At 74.3% G+C, this 18508-nt stretch carries 17 protein-coding genes; 10 read left to right on the plus strand and 7 right to left on the minus strand.

The features are described 5' to 3' along the window. Positions 1-10: 10 nt before the first annotated feature. The 5 genes from EV383_RS09940 to EV383_RS09960 all read left to right on the plus strand — a co-directional run bounded on the left by EV383_RS09940 (position 11) and on the right by EV383_RS09960 (position 4091). The gene (locus EV383_RS09940) at positions 11-805 is read left to right on the plus strand and encodes a metallophosphoesterase family protein (protein WP_130289648.1); all 795 of its coding nucleotides are present in this window, start codon (positions 11-13) and stop codon (positions 803-805) included. A gap of 20 nt (positions 806-825) precedes the next feature. After that, the gene (locus EV383_RS09945) at positions 826-1263 is read left to right on the plus strand and encodes an SRPBCC family protein (protein WP_130289649.1); all 438 of its coding nucleotides are present in this window, start codon (positions 826-828) and stop codon (positions 1261-1263) included. 79 nt (positions 1264-1342) lie between these two features. After that, positions 1343-2587: an ArsA family ATPase gene (locus EV383_RS09950; RefSeq protein WP_130289650.1), complete on the plus strand. Its 1245-nt coding sequence runs from the start codon at positions 1343-1345 to the stop codon at positions 2585-2587. Next, the gene (locus tag EV383_RS09955) at positions 2584-3135 is read left to right on the plus strand and encodes a hypothetical protein (RefSeq protein ID WP_130289651.1); all 552 of its coding nucleotides are present in this window, start codon (positions 2584-2586) and stop codon (positions 3133-3135) included. Before EV383_RS09950 ends, EV383_RS09955 begins: the two co-directional genes overlap by 4 nt. After that, on the plus strand, positions 3132-4091 hold the full coding sequence (locus EV383_RS09960) for an ROK family glucokinase (RefSeq protein WP_130289652.1): 960 nt from the start codon (positions 3132-3134) through the stop codon (positions 4089-4091). The genes EV383_RS09955 and EV383_RS09960 overlap by 4 nt, the downstream gene beginning before the upstream one ends. A 277-nt stretch (positions 4092-4368) precedes the next feature. On the opposite strand, the gene EV383_RS32600 is transcribed toward EV383_RS09960, so the two are convergent. Further along, positions 4369-6426, minus strand: a complete 2058-nt coding sequence (locus tag EV383_RS32600; protein ID WP_165438294.1) for an HNH endonuclease signature motif containing protein — start codon at positions 6424-6426, stop codon at positions 4369-4371. Between the two features lie 143 nt (positions 6427-6569). Further along, a complete protein-coding gene (locus EV383_RS09970) occupies positions 6570-7103 on the minus strand; it encodes a DUF308 domain-containing protein (protein ID WP_130289654.1) in 534 nt (177 codons plus the stop codon). Between the two features lie 256 nt (positions 7104-7359). Here EV383_RS09970 and EV383_RS09975 point away from each other — a divergent pair, with 256 nt between their 5' ends. The 4 genes from EV383_RS09975 to EV383_RS09990 all read left to right on the plus strand — a co-directional run bounded on the left by EV383_RS09975 (position 7360) and on the right by EV383_RS09990 (position 10775). Beyond that, complete coding sequence (locus EV383_RS09975; RefSeq protein WP_130289655.1) at positions 7360-8076, plus strand: lysophospholipid acyltransferase family protein; 717 nt, start codon at positions 7360-7362, stop codon at positions 8074-8076. Between the two features lie 5 nt (positions 8077-8081). Next, the gene (gene speG, locus EV383_RS09980; protein ID WP_207223479.1) at positions 8082-8609 is read left to right on the plus strand and encodes a spermidine N1-acetyltransferase; all 528 of its coding nucleotides are present in this window, start codon (positions 8082-8084) and stop codon (positions 8607-8609) included. Positions 8610-8763: 154 nt separating this feature from the next. After that, positions 8764-9279, plus strand: a complete 516-nt coding sequence (locus EV383_RS09985) for a polyadenylate-specific 3'-exoribonuclease AS (RefSeq protein WP_130289657.1) — start codon at positions 8764-8766, stop codon at positions 9277-9279. A 92-nt stretch (positions 9280-9371) separates the two neighbouring features. Then, entirely contained in the window at positions 9372-10775 is a 1404-nt protein-coding gene (locus EV383_RS09990; protein WP_130289658.1) for a class II 3-deoxy-7-phosphoheptulonate synthase, read from the plus strand. Positions 10776-10785: 10 nt separating this feature from the next. Here the strand turns inward: EV383_RS09990 and pknB are convergent, their stop codons facing one another. Beyond that, positions 10786-12630 (minus strand): Stk1 family PASTA domain-containing Ser/Thr kinase, encoded by a 1845-nt coding sequence (gene pknB / locus EV383_RS09995; protein ID WP_130289659.1) that lies wholly within the window; start codon positions 12628-12630, stop codon positions 10786-10788. A gap of 81 nt (positions 12631-12711) precedes the next feature. On the opposite strand from pknB, the gene EV383_RS10000 reads away from it, so the two are divergent. After that, positions 12712-13074, plus strand: a complete 363-nt coding sequence (locus tag EV383_RS10000; RefSeq protein ID WP_130289660.1) for an Rv2175c family DNA-binding protein — start codon at positions 12712-12714, stop codon at positions 13072-13074. A gap of 43 nt (positions 13075-13117) precedes the next feature. Here EV383_RS10000 and EV383_RS10005 read toward each other — a convergent pair whose 3' ends face one another. From EV383_RS10005 to EV383_RS10020, 4 genes are read right to left on the minus strand one after another with little or no spacing between them, the layout of a single operon-like run. Continuing rightward, positions 13118-14065, minus strand: a complete 948-nt coding sequence (locus tag EV383_RS10005; protein ID WP_130289661.1) for a phytoene/squalene synthase family protein — start codon at positions 14063-14065, stop codon at positions 13118-13120. Beyond that, on the minus strand, positions 14043-15716 hold the full coding sequence (gene mptB / locus EV383_RS10010; RefSeq protein ID WP_242622998.1) for a polyprenol phosphomannose-dependent alpha 1,6 mannosyltransferase MptB: 1674 nt from the start codon (positions 15714-15716) through the stop codon (positions 14043-14045). Before mptB ends, EV383_RS10005 begins: the two co-directional genes overlap by 23 nt. 53 nt (positions 15717-15769) lie before the next feature. Beyond that, a complete protein-coding gene (crtI, locus tag EV383_RS10015) occupies positions 15770-17335 on the minus strand; it encodes a phytoene desaturase family protein (protein WP_130289662.1) in 1566 nt (521 codons plus the stop codon). Continuing rightward, a complete protein-coding gene (locus EV383_RS10020) occupies positions 17332-18432 on the minus strand; it encodes a polyprenyl synthetase family protein (protein WP_130294177.1) in 1101 nt (366 codons plus the stop codon). The genes crtI and EV383_RS10020 overlap by 4 nt, the downstream gene beginning before the upstream one ends. Between the last annotated feature and the right edge of the window lie 76 nt (positions 18433-18508).

An 18508-nucleotide genomic window follows, 5' to 3' on the forward strand; every position in this document is an offset into this window, starting at 1 on the left:
CGTCGCCACGATGCGCGTCCACGTCGTCTCCGACGTCCACGGGAACACCGCGGCACTCGCCCGGGCCGCGGACGGCGCCGACGGGCTCATCGTCCTCGGTGACCTGCTGGAGTTCGTGGACTACCACCGTCCCGAGCGCGGGATCATGGGCCGTCTGCTCGGCGCCGAGGTCAGCGCGGCGTTCGGGCGCTTCCGCGCGAACAGCGACCGGGCCGGGATGCTCGACCTGCTCGGCCGCAGCTGGGCGCGGTTCGACGACCCGCGGGCCGTCGTCTCCGAGGCCGTCGGCGAGCACTACGACGAGATATTCGGGGTGCTGGAGAAGCTGGACGTGCCGGTCTGGGCGATCCCCGGCAACGTCGACATGCCCGAGCTGTGGCCGCGGACCTCGGGAGGGGTGCACGCCGTCGACGGGACGGTGGTGTCGATCGGCGGGGTCCGCGTCGGCTTCGCCGGGGGAGTCCCGCTGCCGCCGGCGGTCGACCCGCGCCGTTCCGGGCCCTGGCAGCCCTACTTCCTGACCTCGGAACGGTTCGAGGCCGACCTGGCCGGGCTCGGCCCGTTCGACGTGCTGTGCACCCACGCCCCGCCGCAGGTGCCCGACCTGACCTACGACGTCGTCGCCCGGCGGTCCGAGGCCTCCAGCCCGGCACTCGTCGAGAGGATCCGCGCCGAGCAGCCCACGCACGCGCTGTTCGGGCACGTGCACCAGCCCCTGTCCGCACGGACGCGGCTGGGGCGCACCGAGTGCGTCAACGTCGGCCACTTCCGCCACACCGAACGGCCTTACGTCCTGCGGTTCTAGGTGCCGGTAACGTGCGCGTCATGGCCGACGCGACGACCTCCTCCATCACCATCAGCGCGCCGCCGGAGACGGTCATGGCGGTGATCGCGGACTTCGAGTCCTACCCCGAGTGGGCCGACCAGATCAACGCGGTCGAGGTCGTCGACCCCGGTAGCGACGGACGGGCCGGGCAGGTCCGGTTCACGATGGACGCCGGCGTCATCAAGGACACCTACACGCTGGACTACGACTGGGCCGCCGACGACCGCTCGGTGAGCTGGTCGCTGGTGAAGGGTCAGATCCAGAAGGTCCAGGACGGCACCTACGAGCTGGTCGGCGACGCGGCCTCCACCACGGTCACCTACCGCCTCTCGGTCGAGGTGAACGTGCCGATGATCGGGATGTTGCGGCGCAAGGCCGAGAAGGTGATCATCGACACCGCGTTGAAGGGGCTCAAGCGCCGCGTCGAGAAGGGCTGACCCTCCGCGGGCGGGGCGGTGATCGGCTCCGCAGTGGGTGCCGGTCGGCCGGTCCGGGTTGGATCGTTAGGCTCCCGCCGTGCGTGTGGTGCTGTTCACCGGCAAGGGCGGGGTCGGCAAGACGACCCTGGCCGCCGCGACCGCCGCGCAGGTGGCCGCCTCCGGCCGGACCGCGCTGGTCGTGTCCACCGACCCGGCGCACTCCCTCGGTGACGCCCTCGACGTCGAGCTCGGGGCCGAGCCGACGCAGATCGAGGGCCCTCTCCACGCCGCGCACATCGACGCCCGCGCCCTGCTCGAGGGCGCCTGGGGCGACCTGCAGGACCACCTGCGCACGATGCTCGCCGGCGCCGGGGTCGACGAGCTGGTCGCCGACGAGCTGACCGTCCTGCCCGGCGTCGAGGACCTGCTGGCGCTGGCCGAGGTGCAGCGCCTGGCCGACTCCGGCGAGTACGACGTCCTCGTCGTCGACTGCGGCCCGACCGCGGAGACGCTGCGGCTGCTCACCCTGCCCGAGGCGCTGTCGGGCTACCTGGAACGGCTGTTCCCGGCGCACCGCCGGGCCGTGCGAGGCCTGGTCGCGAACCTGGCCGGCACCCGCGGCGACGGCAGCGGCTGGGAGCGCACGGTCGAGGCCCTCGGGGAGCTGGCCGAGCGCCTTGCCGGGCTGCGCGCGATGCTCGCCGACCGCTCCCGGACCAGCATCCGGCTGGTGCTGACCCCGGAGCGGGTGGTGGCCGCCGAGACCCGCCGCACGCTGACCGCGCTGGCCCTGCACGAGCTGCGGGTGGACGCGCTGGTGGCGAACCGGGTGATGCCCGCGCCACCGCCGTCGCTGCGCGGACCGGCCGCGCGCTGGCTGCGCGAGCGTCACCAGGAACAGTCCGCGGTGCTCGACGACCTGGCCGGCCTCGGCGCGGGGATCCCGGTGCACGCGGTGCGCTACACCGCGGCCGAGCCGACCGGTGTCGCCTCGCTGCGCGAGCTGGCGGAGTCGCTCTACGGGGACGACGACCCGCTTCCGCCCCCGGTCGAGGGCGAGGAGCGGCCGCTGCTGGAGCTGCGCCGCACGGCCGGGCACGGGGTGTCGAAGGACACCGAGTTCGAGCTGGTGGTGGCGCTGCCCGGGTCCGAGGACGCGCCCCTGGACCTGGCCCGGGTGGGCGACGAGCTCGCGATCGGGCTCGGCATGACCCGGCGGGTGATCGTCCTGCCGTCGGTGCTGCGCCGCTGCGAGGCGGTCGACGCCCAGCTGGAGGGCTCCGGTGCGGACGCGCACCTGACGGTGACGTTCCGGCCCGACCCGGGGACGTGGATGACGTGACCGCTGGTACCGGAGCCCGCGACGAGCACGGTCCGTGGCACGAGGACGGCCCGGGCCCCTCGCCGGGCTCCTCCTCGGGCTCCTGCGGCGCGCACGCCGGGATCGGCGCGGACCTGCGGGGTACGGCGCTGCACCTGCTCGACCGGGTGCGCGAGGTGGTCGAGCCGCTCGGCGAGAGCGGCGGTCCGGCCCCGGATCCGGACTCGGCCCCGGCCCCGGGATCGGCCGGTGCCTGTCAGGCGTGCCCGGTCTGTGCCGTGATCGCGATGCTGCGCGGTGAGCGCTCCGAGCTGGCGACGCGTCTCGCCGAGCACGCGACCGGCCTGCTCGCGGTGCTGAAGGCCGTCCTCGAGGCGGACGCGGCGCGGGAGCGCGGTGGCGGCGAGAACGCCCACCCGCCCACGGGCCGCGCCGACCACGCACACTCGGGCCGTGCCGACCACGCACACACGGCGTCCGGTGCCCGGCCGGAGTCCGGCACGCGACGCCCCGGACCGCACCGGCCGTCCGGCCGCCCGGTGCAGCGGATCGTGGTGCACCGCCGGTGACCCCGCCCTCCACGCTGACGGTCGGGGTCGACGTCGGCGGCACGAGCGTGCGCGCCGGGGTCGTCGACGAGAACGGCGAGGTCCTCGACACCGCCCGCGCCCCCACCCCGCGCACCGACGACGCGCTCGAGGAGGCGATCGCCTCCGCCGTCGACGAGCTGCGCACCCGGCACCGGGTCGACGCGGTCGGGCTGGCGCTGGCCGGTTTCGTCGACGCCCCGCGCGGCCTCGTCCGCTACGCCCCGCACCTGTCCTGGCGCGACGCCCCGGTCGCCGAGCGGGTCTCCGCCCGGCTGGGTCTGCCGGTAGTCGTCGAGCACGACGCCAACGCCGCCGCGCTCGCCGAGCGCCGCTACGGCGCCGCCGCCGGGTCGTCGGTGTGCGTGCTGATCGCGCTGGGCACCGGCATCGGTGGCGCGCTGCTGCTGGACGGGACGTTGTTCCGCGGTGCGCACGGTGTCGCACCGGAGCTGGGGCACCTGCGGGTGGTGCCGGAGGGCAGGTCCTGCCCGTGCGGCAAGCGCGGCTGCTGGGAGCGCTACTGCAGTGGGACGGCCCTGGCCGCCACCGCCCTGGAGATGATCTCCGCGGGGTCGACGCCGTCGATGCTGGCGCGCGAGTCCGCGCAGGACCCCGGACGGGTCACCGGTCAGCGCGTGGCGGCCGCGGCGCGGGAGGGCGACCCGCTGGCCCGCCGCGCCGTGCAGGACATGGGCCGCTGGCTGGGGGAGGGCCTCGCCCTGGTCGCGGACGTGTTCGACCCGGATCTGGTGATCGTCGGCGGTGGGGTGTCGGCGTCGGCGCCCCTGTTCCTCGACGAGGCGCGTGAGCACTACGCACGGGTCGTGACCGGCTCCGGCAACCGGCCCCTGGCCCGCATCCGCACGGCACAGCTCGGCGCCGCCTCGGCCGTGGTCGGGGCGGCCACCCTGGCCCGCGAGAGTGTCCTGGCCTGACGGAGTCAGCCGGTCACCCGGCGTGCTGTGTCCGCCGCAGCCGTTGCGGGTCGGTAATGGGGGTCAGGCTGGCGCCCCGATGCTCCGGACCCCTGGCTTCGTTCGGACTCCTGTCACCGTTCGGACTCCTGTCATCGTTCGGATCGCTGGTTCCGTTCGGACCCCTGCCTCCGTTCAGACCCTGCCTCCGCCCGGACCGCCGCCTCGCCGACGGGGTCGACGCGGTGTCGCCGGTGCCGCCGATCCGACTCCGGGACGGAGGGCGGCCGAAGCCCGGTCAGAAGGGCGGTGGGTCGTCCGCGGGGTCTGTGCGCGCCACTCGGCTGCGCCCGCGCCGGGGTTGCCCCCTGCGCCCGCGCCGGGGTTGCCCGTCGTCCTGGTCGGATGCGAGCCGTGGTCCGTCGTGCGGGTCGTGTGGAGGCGCCCGGCCGGGCTTCGGTGGTTCGAGTGGATGGTCGGTGTCGTCGGCGGGTTCGTCGAAGTAGGGCTCCGGGTCGCGGGGTGTGTGGTCGATCGGTGGCGGCAGGATCGGTTCCGGGGCGACGGGGTGTTCCCGGCCGAGTGGGCTGCGCCAGACGAACCGTCCGGGTTCGGGTTGACGGAGTTGCCAGCCACCTTCGTGCTTGAGCATGTGGTCGTGGCGGCACAGTGGGGACAGGTCGTCGACGACGGTGGGGCCGCCGTGGTGGTGGTCGACGGTGTGGTCGGCGTCGGAGCGCCGTGCCGGGGCGCGGCAGCCGGGGAAGGTGCAGGCACGGTCCCGGATCTCGACGTGGCGTCGTTGCGCCGCGGTGGGGAAGCGGCGTCCGGGGTCGGCGTCGAGGTCGGGGACGTGTGCGGCGCGGTCCCGGTGCCGGGTGGCGATGTCGGTGACGACACCGGCCCAGTCGCCGCAGGCGTCGGGGTCGGCGGCCAGCCGGTCGAGGTCGGTCTCGCGGATCTGGAGCTCGACGACGCCGCCGCGGGGCCCGTTGCGGGCCATGCCGTGCGGGCGGCGCCGGGTGATGCCCTCCGAGATCAGATGGCCGTCGGTGTCCACGACGACCCACCGCCAGGTGGCGCGTCGTTGCCGGGCGACGGTGCGGCGTGCGGTGTCGGCGGTGACAGGTCCGAGGCCGGGGAGCTCACCGGCTCGCTCGTCGTGTCCGAGCAGGGTGGGGAGCGGGACACGGATCTCGACTCCGACGCGCTGGTCCTCCGGTGGCCGGTGAGTGACGGGTCCGGTCCGGGCCGGGATGCCGACGGTGTGGTCCGCCGGGTCTGCGCTGCCTACATCGCCGCGGCCGCCGGGTTCGACATGGTCGACGGACGTCTCTCCGTCGCCCGTCCGGGAGACGACGTTCGTACCGGCGGTCCTCGTCCCTGTGGCGCTGCTCGCCGTGCCGCTGCCGGCTGCTGCTCCTCCGCTCGATCCGGCTCGCTCCGCGTTGGCGTGGGCCACACCGCTGTTCGCGGCGCCACGTCCCCGGTGGACCGTCGCGATGTCGCTCGTCACGTCGTCGGTGGGGTCGCAGGTGCCGCCGGCGTAGCGGGCGACGAGGGCGTCGATGATCCGGTCTCGGGTCAGGGTGTGCAGGGACCCGTCCATCAGGCCGAGGATCAGGTCGGCGCGGATCTGGTCCAGGGTGCCGGGGTGGCCGTGGCGTCGGGCGGCGCGGGACAGGGAGTCCAGGCGTTCGATCGCGGCGGCGGCCTCCTCGGCGGGCAGGCCGGAGGCGGTGATGGTGGCGGTGCCGTCGGCGTCGAGGTAGCAGATCACCCGGCGCTCGCGGACGGATCTGCGGTAGCGGCGCTCGTAGTACTCCGGGTCGAGCTCGAGGACCATGCGGCGCAGGCGTTCGCCGAGCTGCCCGGTGGTCAGCCGCCCGGCGATCGGGAGCAGCGCGGTGCAGACGGTGTGGATCTGTGCGTCGGTCAGGTCACCGACGTGGTGGACGAACACCCACGCCCGCGCACGGTCGACGTCCCCGGCGTCGAGAGCGGCGAAGACCAGCGGCAGGCGGTGGACCAGGGCCCAGGCGAAGTCGGTCTCGGTCTCGGCGGCACGCCGGGTCCACACCAGCGCAGCGCGGACCTCGTCCGCCGCGTACGGCACCGGGTCCACCCCGCGGCGGACCTCACCCGGCCCGGCGAACGGGCGCCGACACACGACCTCGGCCAGCAGGGCGAGCATCCGGGCCTGTTCGTGGGCGAGCTGACGGGACTGGGCGACCAGGACGTCGTCGATGTCGTCGTTGGGGATCAGGGCCGGGGTCAGGACCCCGAGCAGACAGGCCAGATCCGGGCCGGGCGGCATCGCCGCCAACCCCTCCGGAACCGTCTGTCCAAGAACCATGGATCGAACGTACATTCGACCCCTGACAATCTCGGAGAGCGACCGGGACCGCGGCGTCCGTCACCGTGATGCCTCGGCGCGCCGTCCGATCGAGGGGCCAGGCGAGAAGCGCAGGACCGAACGGTGTTGGCACAGGACCGGGCTCAGAGCACCGCGCCGTCGTCGCCGTCGTCGGTGTAGTGGTCGTCGGCGTCGTCCGACGGCCACATCCGCATCACCAGCCACGTCAGACCGGCGGCGATCCCGACCAGGCCCAGTGGGAGGCCGTAGAGACTGGACAGTCCCAGGGTCTCCGGCACCGCGACCAGGAGGAGCCCGATCCCGATCAGGACGGCTCCCACCAGCGCGGGAGGTCCCGGCCGGGGGAGCGGCGGGGGCTCGGGCGGGTGGAAGTGGTCGTCGTCGATCGGCTGCTCGGGGCCGGGACGGTGCACCGCGGCCGGTGGAGTGGCGGGGGGCGTCACAGCCGGGGGTGCCGCGGCCGGAGGCGTCACGGCCGGAGCGGGCGCGTCGTCGGTGGAGGCGGGAGCGACGGGGGACGACGGGGGACCGGCGTCCGGCCACGACGGGACCGAGCCCTCGTCCCGCCAGCTCGCGACGATCCGGTCGAAGGCGTCGCCGGACGAGTCGGCACGGTCGGGGGTGGTGTCCCCGGTGTCGTCGGGTTCGCGGCTCACCGCTCGCCCCACGGCGCGGGGACGGGTCCCCGGGACCGGGCGTGCGCGACGTCCATGACTGACCCCTCCCGGCGATGCGCGACTCCTGGTTCTCCACGGACCGCCGCCACATCCTGACACGGCGCGGGCGGAGGGTGCACCACCACCGCGACGCCCGTGCGCGCGTCCGGTGACACCCATGATCACCTGCCCCGTTGTCGGGATCGGGAGGCCGTCCGTAGGCTTGGGCTCCACGTCGGCGAGGAGGCAGCGCGCGGTGCTGTACTGGTGGTCCAAGTTCGTGCTGCTGGGTCCGCTGATGCGGTTGTTCTGCCGGCCGACGATCGAGGGCCTGGACAACGTCCCGGATCGCGGCGGCGCGATCCTGGCGAGCAACCACCTGGCGGTGGCCGACTCGTTCTTCCTGCCGCTGCTGGTCCCGCGCCGGATCACGTTCCTCGCCAAGCGCGAGTACTTCACCCAGCCCGGCATCGTCGGGTTCCTCAAGAAGCAGTTCTTCACCGGCGTCGGGCAGGTCCCGGTGGACCGCTCCGGCGGGTCGGCGGCGCGGGCGGCGATGGACACCGCGACCCGTCTGCTGCGCGAGGGCAAGCTGCTCGGCATCTACCCCGAGGGCACCCGCTCGCCGGACGGCAAGCTCTACAAGGGCAAGACCGGCGTCGCGCGGATGGCGCTCGAGGCCGCCGTGCCCGTCATCCCGGTCGCGATGGTCGGCACCGACCGCGTCAACCCGATCGGCTCCCGCATGTGGCGGCCGCGCAAGATCCGGATCCGGATCGGTGAACCGATCGACTTCAGCCGCTACGAGGGCATGGCCGGTGACCGGTTCATCGAGCGCTCGATGACCGACGAGATCATGTACGACCTGATGGAGCTCTCCGGTCAGACCTACGTCGACCTCTACGCGACGTCGGTCAAGGAGAAGGCGGCGAAGAAGCCGGACCCGCGCATCCCGGACTCCCGCGCGAGCTGAGCGCCGTGACCGTCCGCCTCCGGGCCCTCGAACGCGACGACCTGGGCTACGTCCACCGCCTGTCGAACGACTCCAAGATCATGTCCTACTGGTTCGAGGAGCCCTACGAGGCGCTCGTCGAGCTCACCGACATCTACGACCGGCACGTCCACGACACCCGCGAGCGGCGCTTCGTCATCGAGTCCGGCAGTCCGGACGAGACCGTCCGGTCGGGGATCGTCGAGCTGGTGGAGATCGACTACATCCACCGCGGCGCCGAGTTCCAGATCATCGTCGACCCCGCCCAGCAGGGACGCGGGATCGCCGGGACGGCCACCCGGCTGGCCCTGGACTACGCCTTCGGCGTGCTCAACCTGCACAAGGTGTTCCTCATCGTCAGCACCGAGAACGAGAAGGCGATCCACATCTACCGCAAGGCCGGGTTCGTGGTGGAGGGCGAGCTGCGCGAGGAGTTCTTCGCCGACGGCCGTTACCGCGACGCGCTGCGGATGGGGATCCTGCAGCACGAGCACCTGGGCACCCGGCAGCGCTGACGACGGCACCGGCGGCCGGACCCCGGAGTGCGGGACCCGGGCACGTACGGTCTCCTGGCCGGGGACGCCACCGGGAGCGGCGTGAGCGGGGGCGGCGCCGACAGGTCGGCGCGGGCAGGGCGGCGCGGACAGGCACGGCGCGGACAGGACGGGAATGCGTTTCTTCTACGACTGCGAGTTCATCGAGGACGGCACGACGATCGAGCTCGTCTCGATCGGGATCGTCGGCCAGGACGGGCGTGAGTTCTACGCCGTGTCCACCGAGTTCGACCCGTCCCGGGCCGGCAAGTGGGTGCGGGCGAACGTGCTGCCCAAGCTCCCGTCGCCGGCGGACGGGGCCTGGCGGTCCCGTGACGCGATCCGGCGCGACCTGCTGGAGTTCGTGACCGGCGCACCCGGTGAGGTGGAGCTGTGGGCCTGGATCGCGGCCTACGACCACGTCGTGCTCTGCCAGCTCTGGGGCGCGATGCCCGCCCTGCCGCGCGCGCTGCCCCGCTTCACCCGGGAGCTGCGCCAGCGCTGGGAGGACGCCGGACGCCCGACGCTGCCCTCGCCGCCGACCGAGGCCCACGACGCCCTCGCCGACGCGCGGCACAACCTGCGCCGCTGGGAGGCGATCGAGGCCGCCGTCGGGCCCATCGGACCGCTGGGCGCTCCCGCCGGTACGTAGGCCGCGACCGCTCGTACGCCGGCCGCCACCGCCCGGATACCGGCGGCCACCGGCTCGGCCACGGGAGAACGGCACGGCCTAGGCTGGGGGTCGTGAACTGGTCCGTCGACGCTCCGATCGACGTCCTTCCGGAGCTGCCGCCGCTGCCCGCGGACCTGCGCTCCGGGCTGGACGACGCCCTCGCCCGCCCCGCCGCACAGCAGCCCGCCTGGCCCGACCCCGAGCAGGTCTCGCAGGTCCGGACGGTGCTGGAGAGCGTGCCCCCGGTCGTCCTCCCGCCGGAGGTGGACCGGCTGTCCTCGCGCCTCGCCGACGTCGCGCAGGGCAAGGCCTTCCTGCTGCAGGGCGGGGACTGCGCCGAGACGTTCGTCGACAACACCGAGCCGCACATCCGCGCCACCATCCGCACGCTGCTGCAGATGGCCGTCGTGCTGACCTACGGCGCGTCGATGCCGGTGGTGAAGGTCGGCCGGATCGCCGGGCAGTACGCCAAGCCGCGCAGCTCGGACATCGACGCGATGGGCCTGCCGTCCTACCGCGGCGACATCGTCAACGGGCTGGCCCCGGACCCGGCCGGCCGGATCCCGGACCCGTCGCGGATGGTGCGCGCCTACGCCAACGCGAGCGCGGCGATGAACCTGGTCCGCGGGCTGACCGCGACCGGCCTGGCCGACCTGACCAAGGTCCACGACTGGAACAAGGACTTCGTCCGGACGTCCGCGGCGGGCGTGCGGTACGAGACGGTCGCGGCCGAGATCGATCGCGCGGTCCGGTTCATGGAGGCCTGCGGGGTCCAGGACCACAACCTGCACCAGGTCGAGTTCTACGCCAGCCACGAGGCCCTGCTGCTCGACTACGAGCGCGCGATGCTGCGCCTGGACCTCGAGCGCGACCCGGACGCCGGCGGCACGCCGCGCCTCTACGACCTGTCGACGCACATGGTCTGGATCGGGGAGCGCACCCGCCAGCTCGACGGCGCGCACATCGCGTTCGCGGAGCTGCTGGCGAACCCGATCGGGCTCAAGATCGGCCCGACGACGACGCCGGACCAGGCCGTCGAGTACGTCGAGCGTCTCGACCCGCGCAACCAGCCCGGGCGGCTGTCGCTGATCAGCCGGATGGGCAACGGCAAGGTCCGCGACGTGCTCCCGGCGATCGTGGAGAAGGTCACCGCGTCCGGGCACACCGTCGTCTGGCAGTGCGACCCGATGCACGGCAACACCCACGAGGCGACGACGGGCTACAAGACCCGGCACTTCGACCGGATCGTCGACGAGGTGCAGGGCTTCTTCGAGGTGCACCGCGGCCTGGGCACGCACCCGGGCGGCATCCACGTCGAGGTCACCGGCGAGGACGTCACCGAGTGCCTCGGCGGGGCACAGCGGATCTCCGACACCGACCTGGCCGGGCGCTACGAGACGGCGTGCGACCCGCGCCTGAACACCCAGCAGAGCCTGGAGCTGGCGTTCCTCGTCGCGGAGATGCTGCGGGGCTGAGCCCCGGGGCTCACAGGACGTTCAGCGTGACCGTGGTCCCGGGGTCGGCCTCGTCGCCGGCCCCGGGGTCCTGGCCGACGACCTTCGGGTTGCGCCGGGTGAACGGGAACGAGCTCTCCACCTGCACCGAGAACCCGGCCGCGCGCAGCTCCTCGGTGGCCTCGTCGACGTCCTTACCGATCACGAACGGCACCGGTCCCTCGACGATCACCGGCTCGGGCGTGGGCTCCGGGGCGGGTTCCGGCTCGGAGCCGCGGCTGAGCACCAGCGTCACCGCCGACCCGCCGGGCACCGGGGTGCCGGCGGCCGGGTCGGTGCGGATCACCGCGCCCTGCGGCACGGTGTCGCTGTAGTCCTCGGCTGTCGTCGACCGGACCGGGGCGAGTCCCGCGCGGCGGACGATGTCCTCGGCGGCGGCGACGGTGGCCCCGGACGGCACCTCCGGCACGACCGGGCGCCCGGTGGAGACCGTGAGCGTGACCGTGCTGCCGCGCAGCACCCGGGTCTCCGGCTGCGGGTCCGCGACGACGACGGTGCCGGTGGCGACGTCGTCGTCGGCCCGCTCGGTGATCGACGGCGTGAGGTCGGCCTCGGCGACCAGCGCCGCGGCCCGGTCGCGCTCCAGCCCGGCCACCTGCGGCATCGCCGTCCAGCGGCCCGAGCCCAGCCACCATGCGCCCGTCCCGACGAGCAGGCCGAGCACCAGCAGCACCGTGATCCAGACGGCGAACACCCGGCGGCTGTGCCGTCGCGCCCCGCGCAGCTCGGCGCGGGTCATGCCCTCGGGCTCACCGGCCGGGGTCGCGGCGGTGCCGGACGGTGCGAGGCCCGACGGGGCGAGGCCGGACGGGGCGAGCCCGGTGACCGCGCGGGTGCCGCCCGGACCGGGCTCCTGCCGCGCGAGGTCGTCGGGGCGGATGCGTCGCGGCGTCGCGGGGACCGTGTCGTGGGCGTCGGGGTTCTCCGGCGGGCGGGGGACCGGCACCCGCGGCAGGCCGAGCCGCTCGGCGACCCCGCCCAGCTCCGCGAGGAACGCGTCGGCGTCGGCGGGGCGCTCGCCCGGGTCGCGGGCGGTGGCGCGGGCGACGAGCCGGTCGACCTCCGGCGGCAGGCCGGGCACCGTCGCCGACGGCGGCGGGACGTCGTCGTTGACGTGGCGGTAGGCGATCGACAGCGGGTTGTCGGCCTCGTAGGGCGGACGGCCGGTGAGCAGCTCGTAGAGCAGGATCCCGGCGGCGTAGACGTCGCTGCGGGCGTCCGCGCGACCGGTCTCGACCTGTTCCGGGGACAGGTAGGCCATCGTGCCCAGGATCATCCCGGCGTGGCTGACGCCGGCCTGCGCGGCCGCGGTGAGCAGCCCGAAGTCGGCGACCTTCACCTCGCCGGACCGGGAGATCAGCACGTTCTCCGGTTTCACGTCGCGGTGCACCATGCCGAGCCGGTGGGCCTGCGCGAGCCCGGCCAGCACCGGCTCCAGCACCCGGACCGCGGCGGGCAGGCCGATCGGGCCGCGCGAGCGCAGGACGTCGCGCAGCGTCCCGCCCTCGACGAGCTCGAGCACCAGGAACAGCGTCGGCTCGCCGAAGCCGTCGGACCCGGAGATCCGGCCCTGGTCGTGCACCCCGACGACGGCCGGGTGGTCGATCCGCGCGGCGAGGCGCGCCTCGCGCTCGAACCGGGTACGGAACGCCTGGTCACCCGCCATGCGGGGGTCCATCACCTTGATCGCGACCGCCCGGTCGAGCCGGGTGTCCACACCGCGGTACACGGTGGACATGCCGCCGCGGGCGATCACCGGGCCGAGCCGGTAACGCCTGTCCAGCAGGGTGTCTGCCGGACCGGACGGGGCGCTCACGACCCGACCTTAGCGTCCGTTCCGGTGCCCTCCGCGCAAGGCCGTCGCAGCAGGAATCCGTGCTGTGGCACAGTGTCGACCGTGAGTGAGGTGTCCGGTCTCCCCGACGTCGTCACCGACGCGGAGACCCTGGCTGTCCCCGACGTCGCCGAGCGGCTGTCGATCCCGAAGTCCAGCGTCCACCAGCTGGTGCGCGAGGGAAAGCTGCTGTCCTACCGCGTCGACGGCGAGGTCGTCGTCCCGGCGGACTTCCTCGACGGCTCCGAGGTCGTGCGGGGGCTGCCGGGCACCATCGTGGTGATGCGCGACGGCGGCTACGACGACGACGACATCCTGCGCTGGCTGTTCACCCACGACGACCTGTTGCCCGGGGTCCCGATCGCGATGATCCGGGAGGGTCGCCACCGCGCGGTCAAGCGCCGCGCTCAGGCGATGGCGTTCTGACCGCCCGGAGCCGCCGGGATCAGAAGCGCCGGGAGCGGGCCCGCTAGGAGCGGGACCTCGCCACCAGCGCCCGTCCCAGGGCGGGCAGGGCGACCGCGGCGCGGCGCCGGTTGGGCACCGTGACCCGGTGCCCGAGCACGTCGTAGTCGGCGTCCTCGATCTGTCCCAGGATGCCCTCGTAGAGCTGCCGGGCGGCGTCGACGCAGGCCCGTGACGCCGGCTCCAGCAGCGCGATCCCGGCCTCGGCCCGCCGGTAGGTCCCGTGCGTGCGCGCGACGAGGTGGGCCATGGCCCGGCGCACCCGCGGGTCGGTGCGGCGCTGACGGCGGCACCAGGTCAGCAGCTCGCGGTCGACGCCGAACGCGGCCAGCTCGTCGGCCGGCAGGTAGACGCGTCCGCGGTCGATGTCCTCGCCGACGTCGCGCAGGAAGTTCGTCATCTGGAACGCGACGCCGAGCATCGCCGCGGCGGGCTCGGCCTCCGCGCGCGGCCCGACGGTGCCCAGCACCGGCACCATCTGCAGCCCGATCACGGCGGCCGACCCGTGCACGTAGCGGGCCAGCTCCGCGTCGTTCGCGTAGCCGGTGACCGTCAGGTCCATCCGCATGGAGTCGAGGAAGTCGGTGAACAGCGCCGGGTCGAGCCCGTGGCGGCCCGCGGTGTGGACGACGGCGCGGACCACCGGGATGTCGGTGCCCGCGCCCCGCAGCCCGTCGTGCAGGGCCGCGGTGAGCGTGTCGAGACGGGCCTCGGGTGTGCCGCCGCCGGCGCCGGCGGGGTCGTCGACGATCTCGTCGGCGTAGCGGGCGAAGCCGTAGAGGGCGTGCACGTCCACGCGACGCTCGGGCGGCAGGAGGCGGGTGGCTAGGAAGTAGGTACGGCCGTACGCGGCGTGCAGGGCACGGCATTCGCGGTAGGCCGCCCGGAGGCCGGGGTCGGTGATACCCGCGGCGTCGAGCTCGGCGACCTCAGCCCGTGCGTTGACCGGCACCGTCGACAAGGGTCTCGGGGGTCGCGGGGACGGGACCGGGCCCGTCCACCGGGGCGACCGGGGTGGGGGTGCGGCGGGCCGCGCGACGGGCCCGCAGGCGCAGCGGGTCGGTGCGGGTCAGCGACATCGCGGCGAGGATCCCGAACACCGCGCAGACGGCCAGGAAGCCCCAGTTGTAGAGCGCGGTCTCGCCGTTGGGGTAGTAGGCCACCATCAGCCAGATCGAGCCGAAGACGATCCACTGCAGCCCGCGGGTGCTCCAGGCGATCATGGCGAGCAGGCAGAAGCCCCAGCTCAGGTACCACGGCAGCGTCGCCGGGGACAGGACGGCGGCCAGCGCCAGCACGATCCCGGCGTTGCGGATCGCGGTCGCACCGCCCTCGCGGGCGGTCCACCAGTAGCGGACGAACAGCACCACCAGCAGCGCGGCCCCGATCACCCGCGTGACGTTGACGAAAGCCATCTCGGGCAGCGTCGCGAACATCCCGACGACGCCGTGCACCGCTTGCCCGACCGCGGTCGAGGCCGAGAGCCAGTTGACGATCATCGACGGCGCGTTCAGCGCGGGCAGCCAGCCGAGGCCGACCCCGGCGGCGAACGAGCACGCCGCGAACACGACGACGAACACCGCGATCGACGCCGCGCCGCTGCGGACCAGCCGCTTCCAGAACGGCCCGGTCAGCGTCGCCGCCCACACCAGCACCAGGAACGGCAGGATGATCCCGGCCGAGGCCTTGACCGCCATCGCCAGCGTGGCCACCACGATCGCCAGCAGGAACCGGCGGCGCAGCGCGAGCAGCGCGGCGCAGGGGATCATGCCGACGACCAGCAGGTCGTTGTGTCCGCCGCCGATCATGTGGACGACCATCACCGGGTTCGCCACCGCGATCCACAGCGCGACCTCGGGGCGCCCGCCGAGGTGACGGGTCAGCGCGGGCAGCGCGATGACCAGCAGCACCAGCCCGACCAGCAGCAGCGCGCGCATCAGCAGCACGCCGGCGATCACGTTCGTCCCGATCATCGAGACGATGCCCTTGGCCAGCAGGATGAACAGCGGCCCGTACGGCGCCGGGGTGTCCTGCCAGAAGTAGTGCACGTTGTCGGTGAACACGCCGCCCATCGCGTCCGGGCCGACCGCGTAGGGGTCGAACCCGGCCAGCGGCAGCGCGCCCTGGGCCAGGTAGCTGAACGGGTCCCGGGTGAACAGCGGCGGCGAGATCAGCAGCGGCGTGATCCAGGCGAGCGAGACCGTCAGCACCGCGCGTCCGGTGACCCGTCGCGCCAACACCTCACGGCCGAGCCGCACCCACGCCCACACCATCAGGAACAACCCGATGTAGATCAGCGCACCGGCCATCTGGGTGCCGTGGCCGTAGCGCCAGAACGACAGCGCGGAGCTGCCGAGGATCGGGTCCCGCATCAGGATCCCGCCGCCGCCGAAGCCGCCGACGAGCATCAGCACCGACGCCAGCGACCCCTGCAGCAGGATCGACCGGGGCGGGTGCCCCAGCCGCTGCGCGAGGTCGGAGAACGGCGAGGCGGACGCCACGGCGCCGGTGGTCCCCCGGCTCCCGGCGGCGGGAGGGCTCGACGACGTCACCGGTTCGGGTGCGTCCGGCCGGGGGATCGGGGGCGATGGCTGCGCGGTCATGGCGGTGTCGATGCTCCCACGAGGAGGTCAGGGCGCTGTCCGCGACCCGGGGTTCACACGGGGGAGGGACGTGCCGCGCTCCGCCGGACGCGTCCGTCCTGCGGCGTCCCGGCGATCCGCTCCGCGGCCAGGCGGCCCGAGATCAGGACCGGCGGGATGCCCGTGCCCGGTGTCGTCCCGCACCCGGCGAGGACGACGTTCTCCAGGCCGCGCACCAGGTTCCGCGGACGGAACGGCCCGGTCTGGGCGAGCGTGTGCGCCGCCGAGAACGGGGTGCCGGCCGCCATCCCGGCGGCCGCCCAGTCGTCCGGGGTGAACAGCCGCGTCCAGCTCGGTTCCACGTCGGGGTCGACGAGCCCGCGCCCGGCCAGCACGCCGAACAGCTCCTCGGCGTAGGCCGGTCCGAGGCGCGCCCAGTCCTGCTCACCGACCTCGGTGTTCGGGCAGGGCGCCAGCACCGAGATCAGCTCCCGCCCGGCGGGCTGCAGCGCCGGGTCGGTCACGCCGGGACGGGTGATCAGCAGCGAGGGGTCGCTCATCAGCTCGCCCCGGTCGATGATCTCGTCGAACGTGCGGGACCACTCACCACCGAAGGAGATGGTGTGGTGGAAGTGCTCCGCCGTCGGGGCCGGGAGGCCGGCGTGCACGACGAACGCGCTCGGCGCCCAGCGGATCTTCCCGGGGCGCCGCGGGGCGTGCCCGACGAGCCGGTAGGACACCGGCAGCTCCGGGGTGAGCACGACGGCGTCGCACTCGATCCGGTCCGGACCGTCCCAGGTGCCGGCCGCGCGGTGGCGCACGGCCCGCACCCGCCCGCCGGAGCGGTCCAGCCCGGTGACCTCGCGTCCGAGGTGGATCTCCGCGCCCGCCGCCTGCGCGGCCGCGGCCATCGCACTCCCGATCTCGCGCATGCCGCCGCGCGGGAAGTAGACCCCGGCGATCGTGTCCATGTAGGCGATGACGCCGTAGGCGCCGAGCGCCTTCTCCGGCGCGACCCCGGCGTAGAGCGCCTGGAACGAGAAGATCCGGCGCAGCCGCTCGTCCGGGATCATCGAGGCGACCTTCGGGCCGAGCCGGCCGAACCCGCCGAGCGCGACGAGACGGGCCAGCTGCGGGCCGAGCAGGTCCAGCGGGGAGTCGAGGTTGGCGTCGATGAACGTCGAGTACTCGACCCGGTAGAGGTCGCTCAGCCACGTCCGCAGCCGCCGGTACCCGGCCGCCGCGTCCGGCCCGCACACGGTGCGGACCTCCTGCTCCATCTTCCCGGGGTCCTGGTGCACCGAGATCGCCGAGCCGTCGGCGAACGTGGCGCGGTAGGCCGGGTCGATGCGGACCAGTTCCATCCGGTCGGAGGTGGACTCACCGACCGCGGCGAACGCGTCGTCGAGCAGCTCGGGCATGGTCAGTACGCTCGGGCCGGTGTCGAGCAGGTGCGTGCCGTGGGCGTCGGTGACGTCCATCCGCCCGGCCCGCCCGCCCGGGTGCGGGTCGCGTTCGACGATCGTCACCCGCCGTCCGGCCCCGAGCAGGTGCAGCGCGGCGGAGAGCCCCGCCAGCCCCGCCCCGACGACGACGACGTGGTCGGTCCGTCCCGGGATCCTGGCCTTGCCGCGCGTCACCACTGGCGCCGGGTGGCGCGCTCGGCGAGCTCGAACAGCTGCGTGCGGGCCTCGCCCGCGACCGGTGAGGCGTCCAGGGCGTCCAGGGCGGAGCCGGTGAGTGCGGCGATCCGCTGCTCCACGGCCTGCACCGCGCCCAGCTCACCGAGCACCCCGCGGACCCGCTCGACGCCGGCGCCGTCCAGCGCCGGGTCGCCGAGGGAGCGCACCAGGACCTGCTCCGCGGCCCCGTCGCCGCGCTGGCGGGCCCGTTGCAGGGCCAGCGCCATCAGCAGCGTCCGCTTGCCCTCGCGCAGGTCGTCCCCGGCGGGCTTGCCGGTGACCCGGGGGTCGCCGAACACGCCCAGCAGGTCGTCGCGCAGCTGGAAGGCCACGCCGATGTCGGCGCCGTAGCGGCGGTACCCGGCGATGAGCTCGGGAGGCGCCCCGGCGATCGCGCCGCCCAGGTGCAGCGGGCGCTCGACGGTGTAGGCGGCGGTCTTGAAGCGGTCGATCCGCAGCGCGGTGCGTTCGCCCTCGTCGCCCGAAGCCTGGGCCAGGACGTCGAGGTACTGCCCGGCGAGCACCTCGGTGCGCATCCCGCGCCACGGCTCGGCCGCCCGCGCGTGCGCCCCCTCGGGCAGCGCGGCGGCGTGGAACATGTCGTCGGCCCAGACCTGGGCCAGGTCGCCGATGATGATCGCGACCGCGGCGCCGAACCGCGCCGGCGGGCCGGTCCAGTCGGCGCCGGCGTGCATCCGGGCGAACTCGACGTGCACCGTCGGGCGCCCGCGCCGGGTGGACGAGGCGTCCATCAGGTCGTCGTGCACCAGCGCGCAGGCCTGGATCAGCTCCAGCGACGACAGCGCCGTCAGCACCTCCTCGGCCTCGGGCGACGACGGGTCGCCGCCCGCGCCGCGCCAGCCCCACCAGGCGAACGTCGGCCGCAGTCGCTTCCCGCCGCCGAGCACGAACCCGGCCAGGGCGTCCGCGGCCTCGGTGACCTCGGCGTCGACGGCGAGCACGTCCACCCGGCGACGGTCGAGGTAGCCGGCCAGGATCCGCTCGACGTGCTGGGGCAGTGCCTCGTCCAGGGGCGCACCGGAGACGGCGGTCAGGCCGAGGTCACCGGTGTCCCCGTCGACGCTGGTCTGGCCGGTCTCGGGGGTGTTCCCGCCCGTCTCGACGGGCGCT

This window comes from Pseudonocardia sediminis (assembly GCF_004217185.1).
Taxonomy (GTDB): Bacteria; Actinomycetota; Actinomycetes; order Mycobacteriales; family Pseudonocardiaceae; genus Pseudonocardia; species Pseudonocardia sediminis.

Excerpts from the sequence above, each read along its gene's own strand:
- EV383_RS09940 (WP_130289648.1), top strand. The coding sequence starts at position 11 with ATGCGCGTCCACGTCGTCTCCGACGTCCACGGGAACACCGCGGCACTC.
- EV383_RS09945 (WP_130289649.1), top strand. The coding sequence starts at position 826 with ATGGCCGACGCGACGACCTCCTCCATCACCATCAGCGCGCCGCCGGAG.
- EV383_RS32600 (WP_165438294.1), bottom strand. The coding sequence starts at position 6,426 with ATGGTTCTTGGACAGACGGTTCCGGAGGGGTTGGCGGCGATGCCGCCC.
- EV383_RS09985 (WP_130289657.1), top strand. The coding sequence starts at position 8,764 with ATGCGTTTCTTCTACGACTGCGAGTTCATCGAGGACGGCACGACGATC.
- mptB (WP_242622998.1), bottom strand. The coding sequence starts at position 15,716 with ATGACCGCGCAGCCATCGCCCCCGATCCCCCGGCCGGACGCACCCGAA.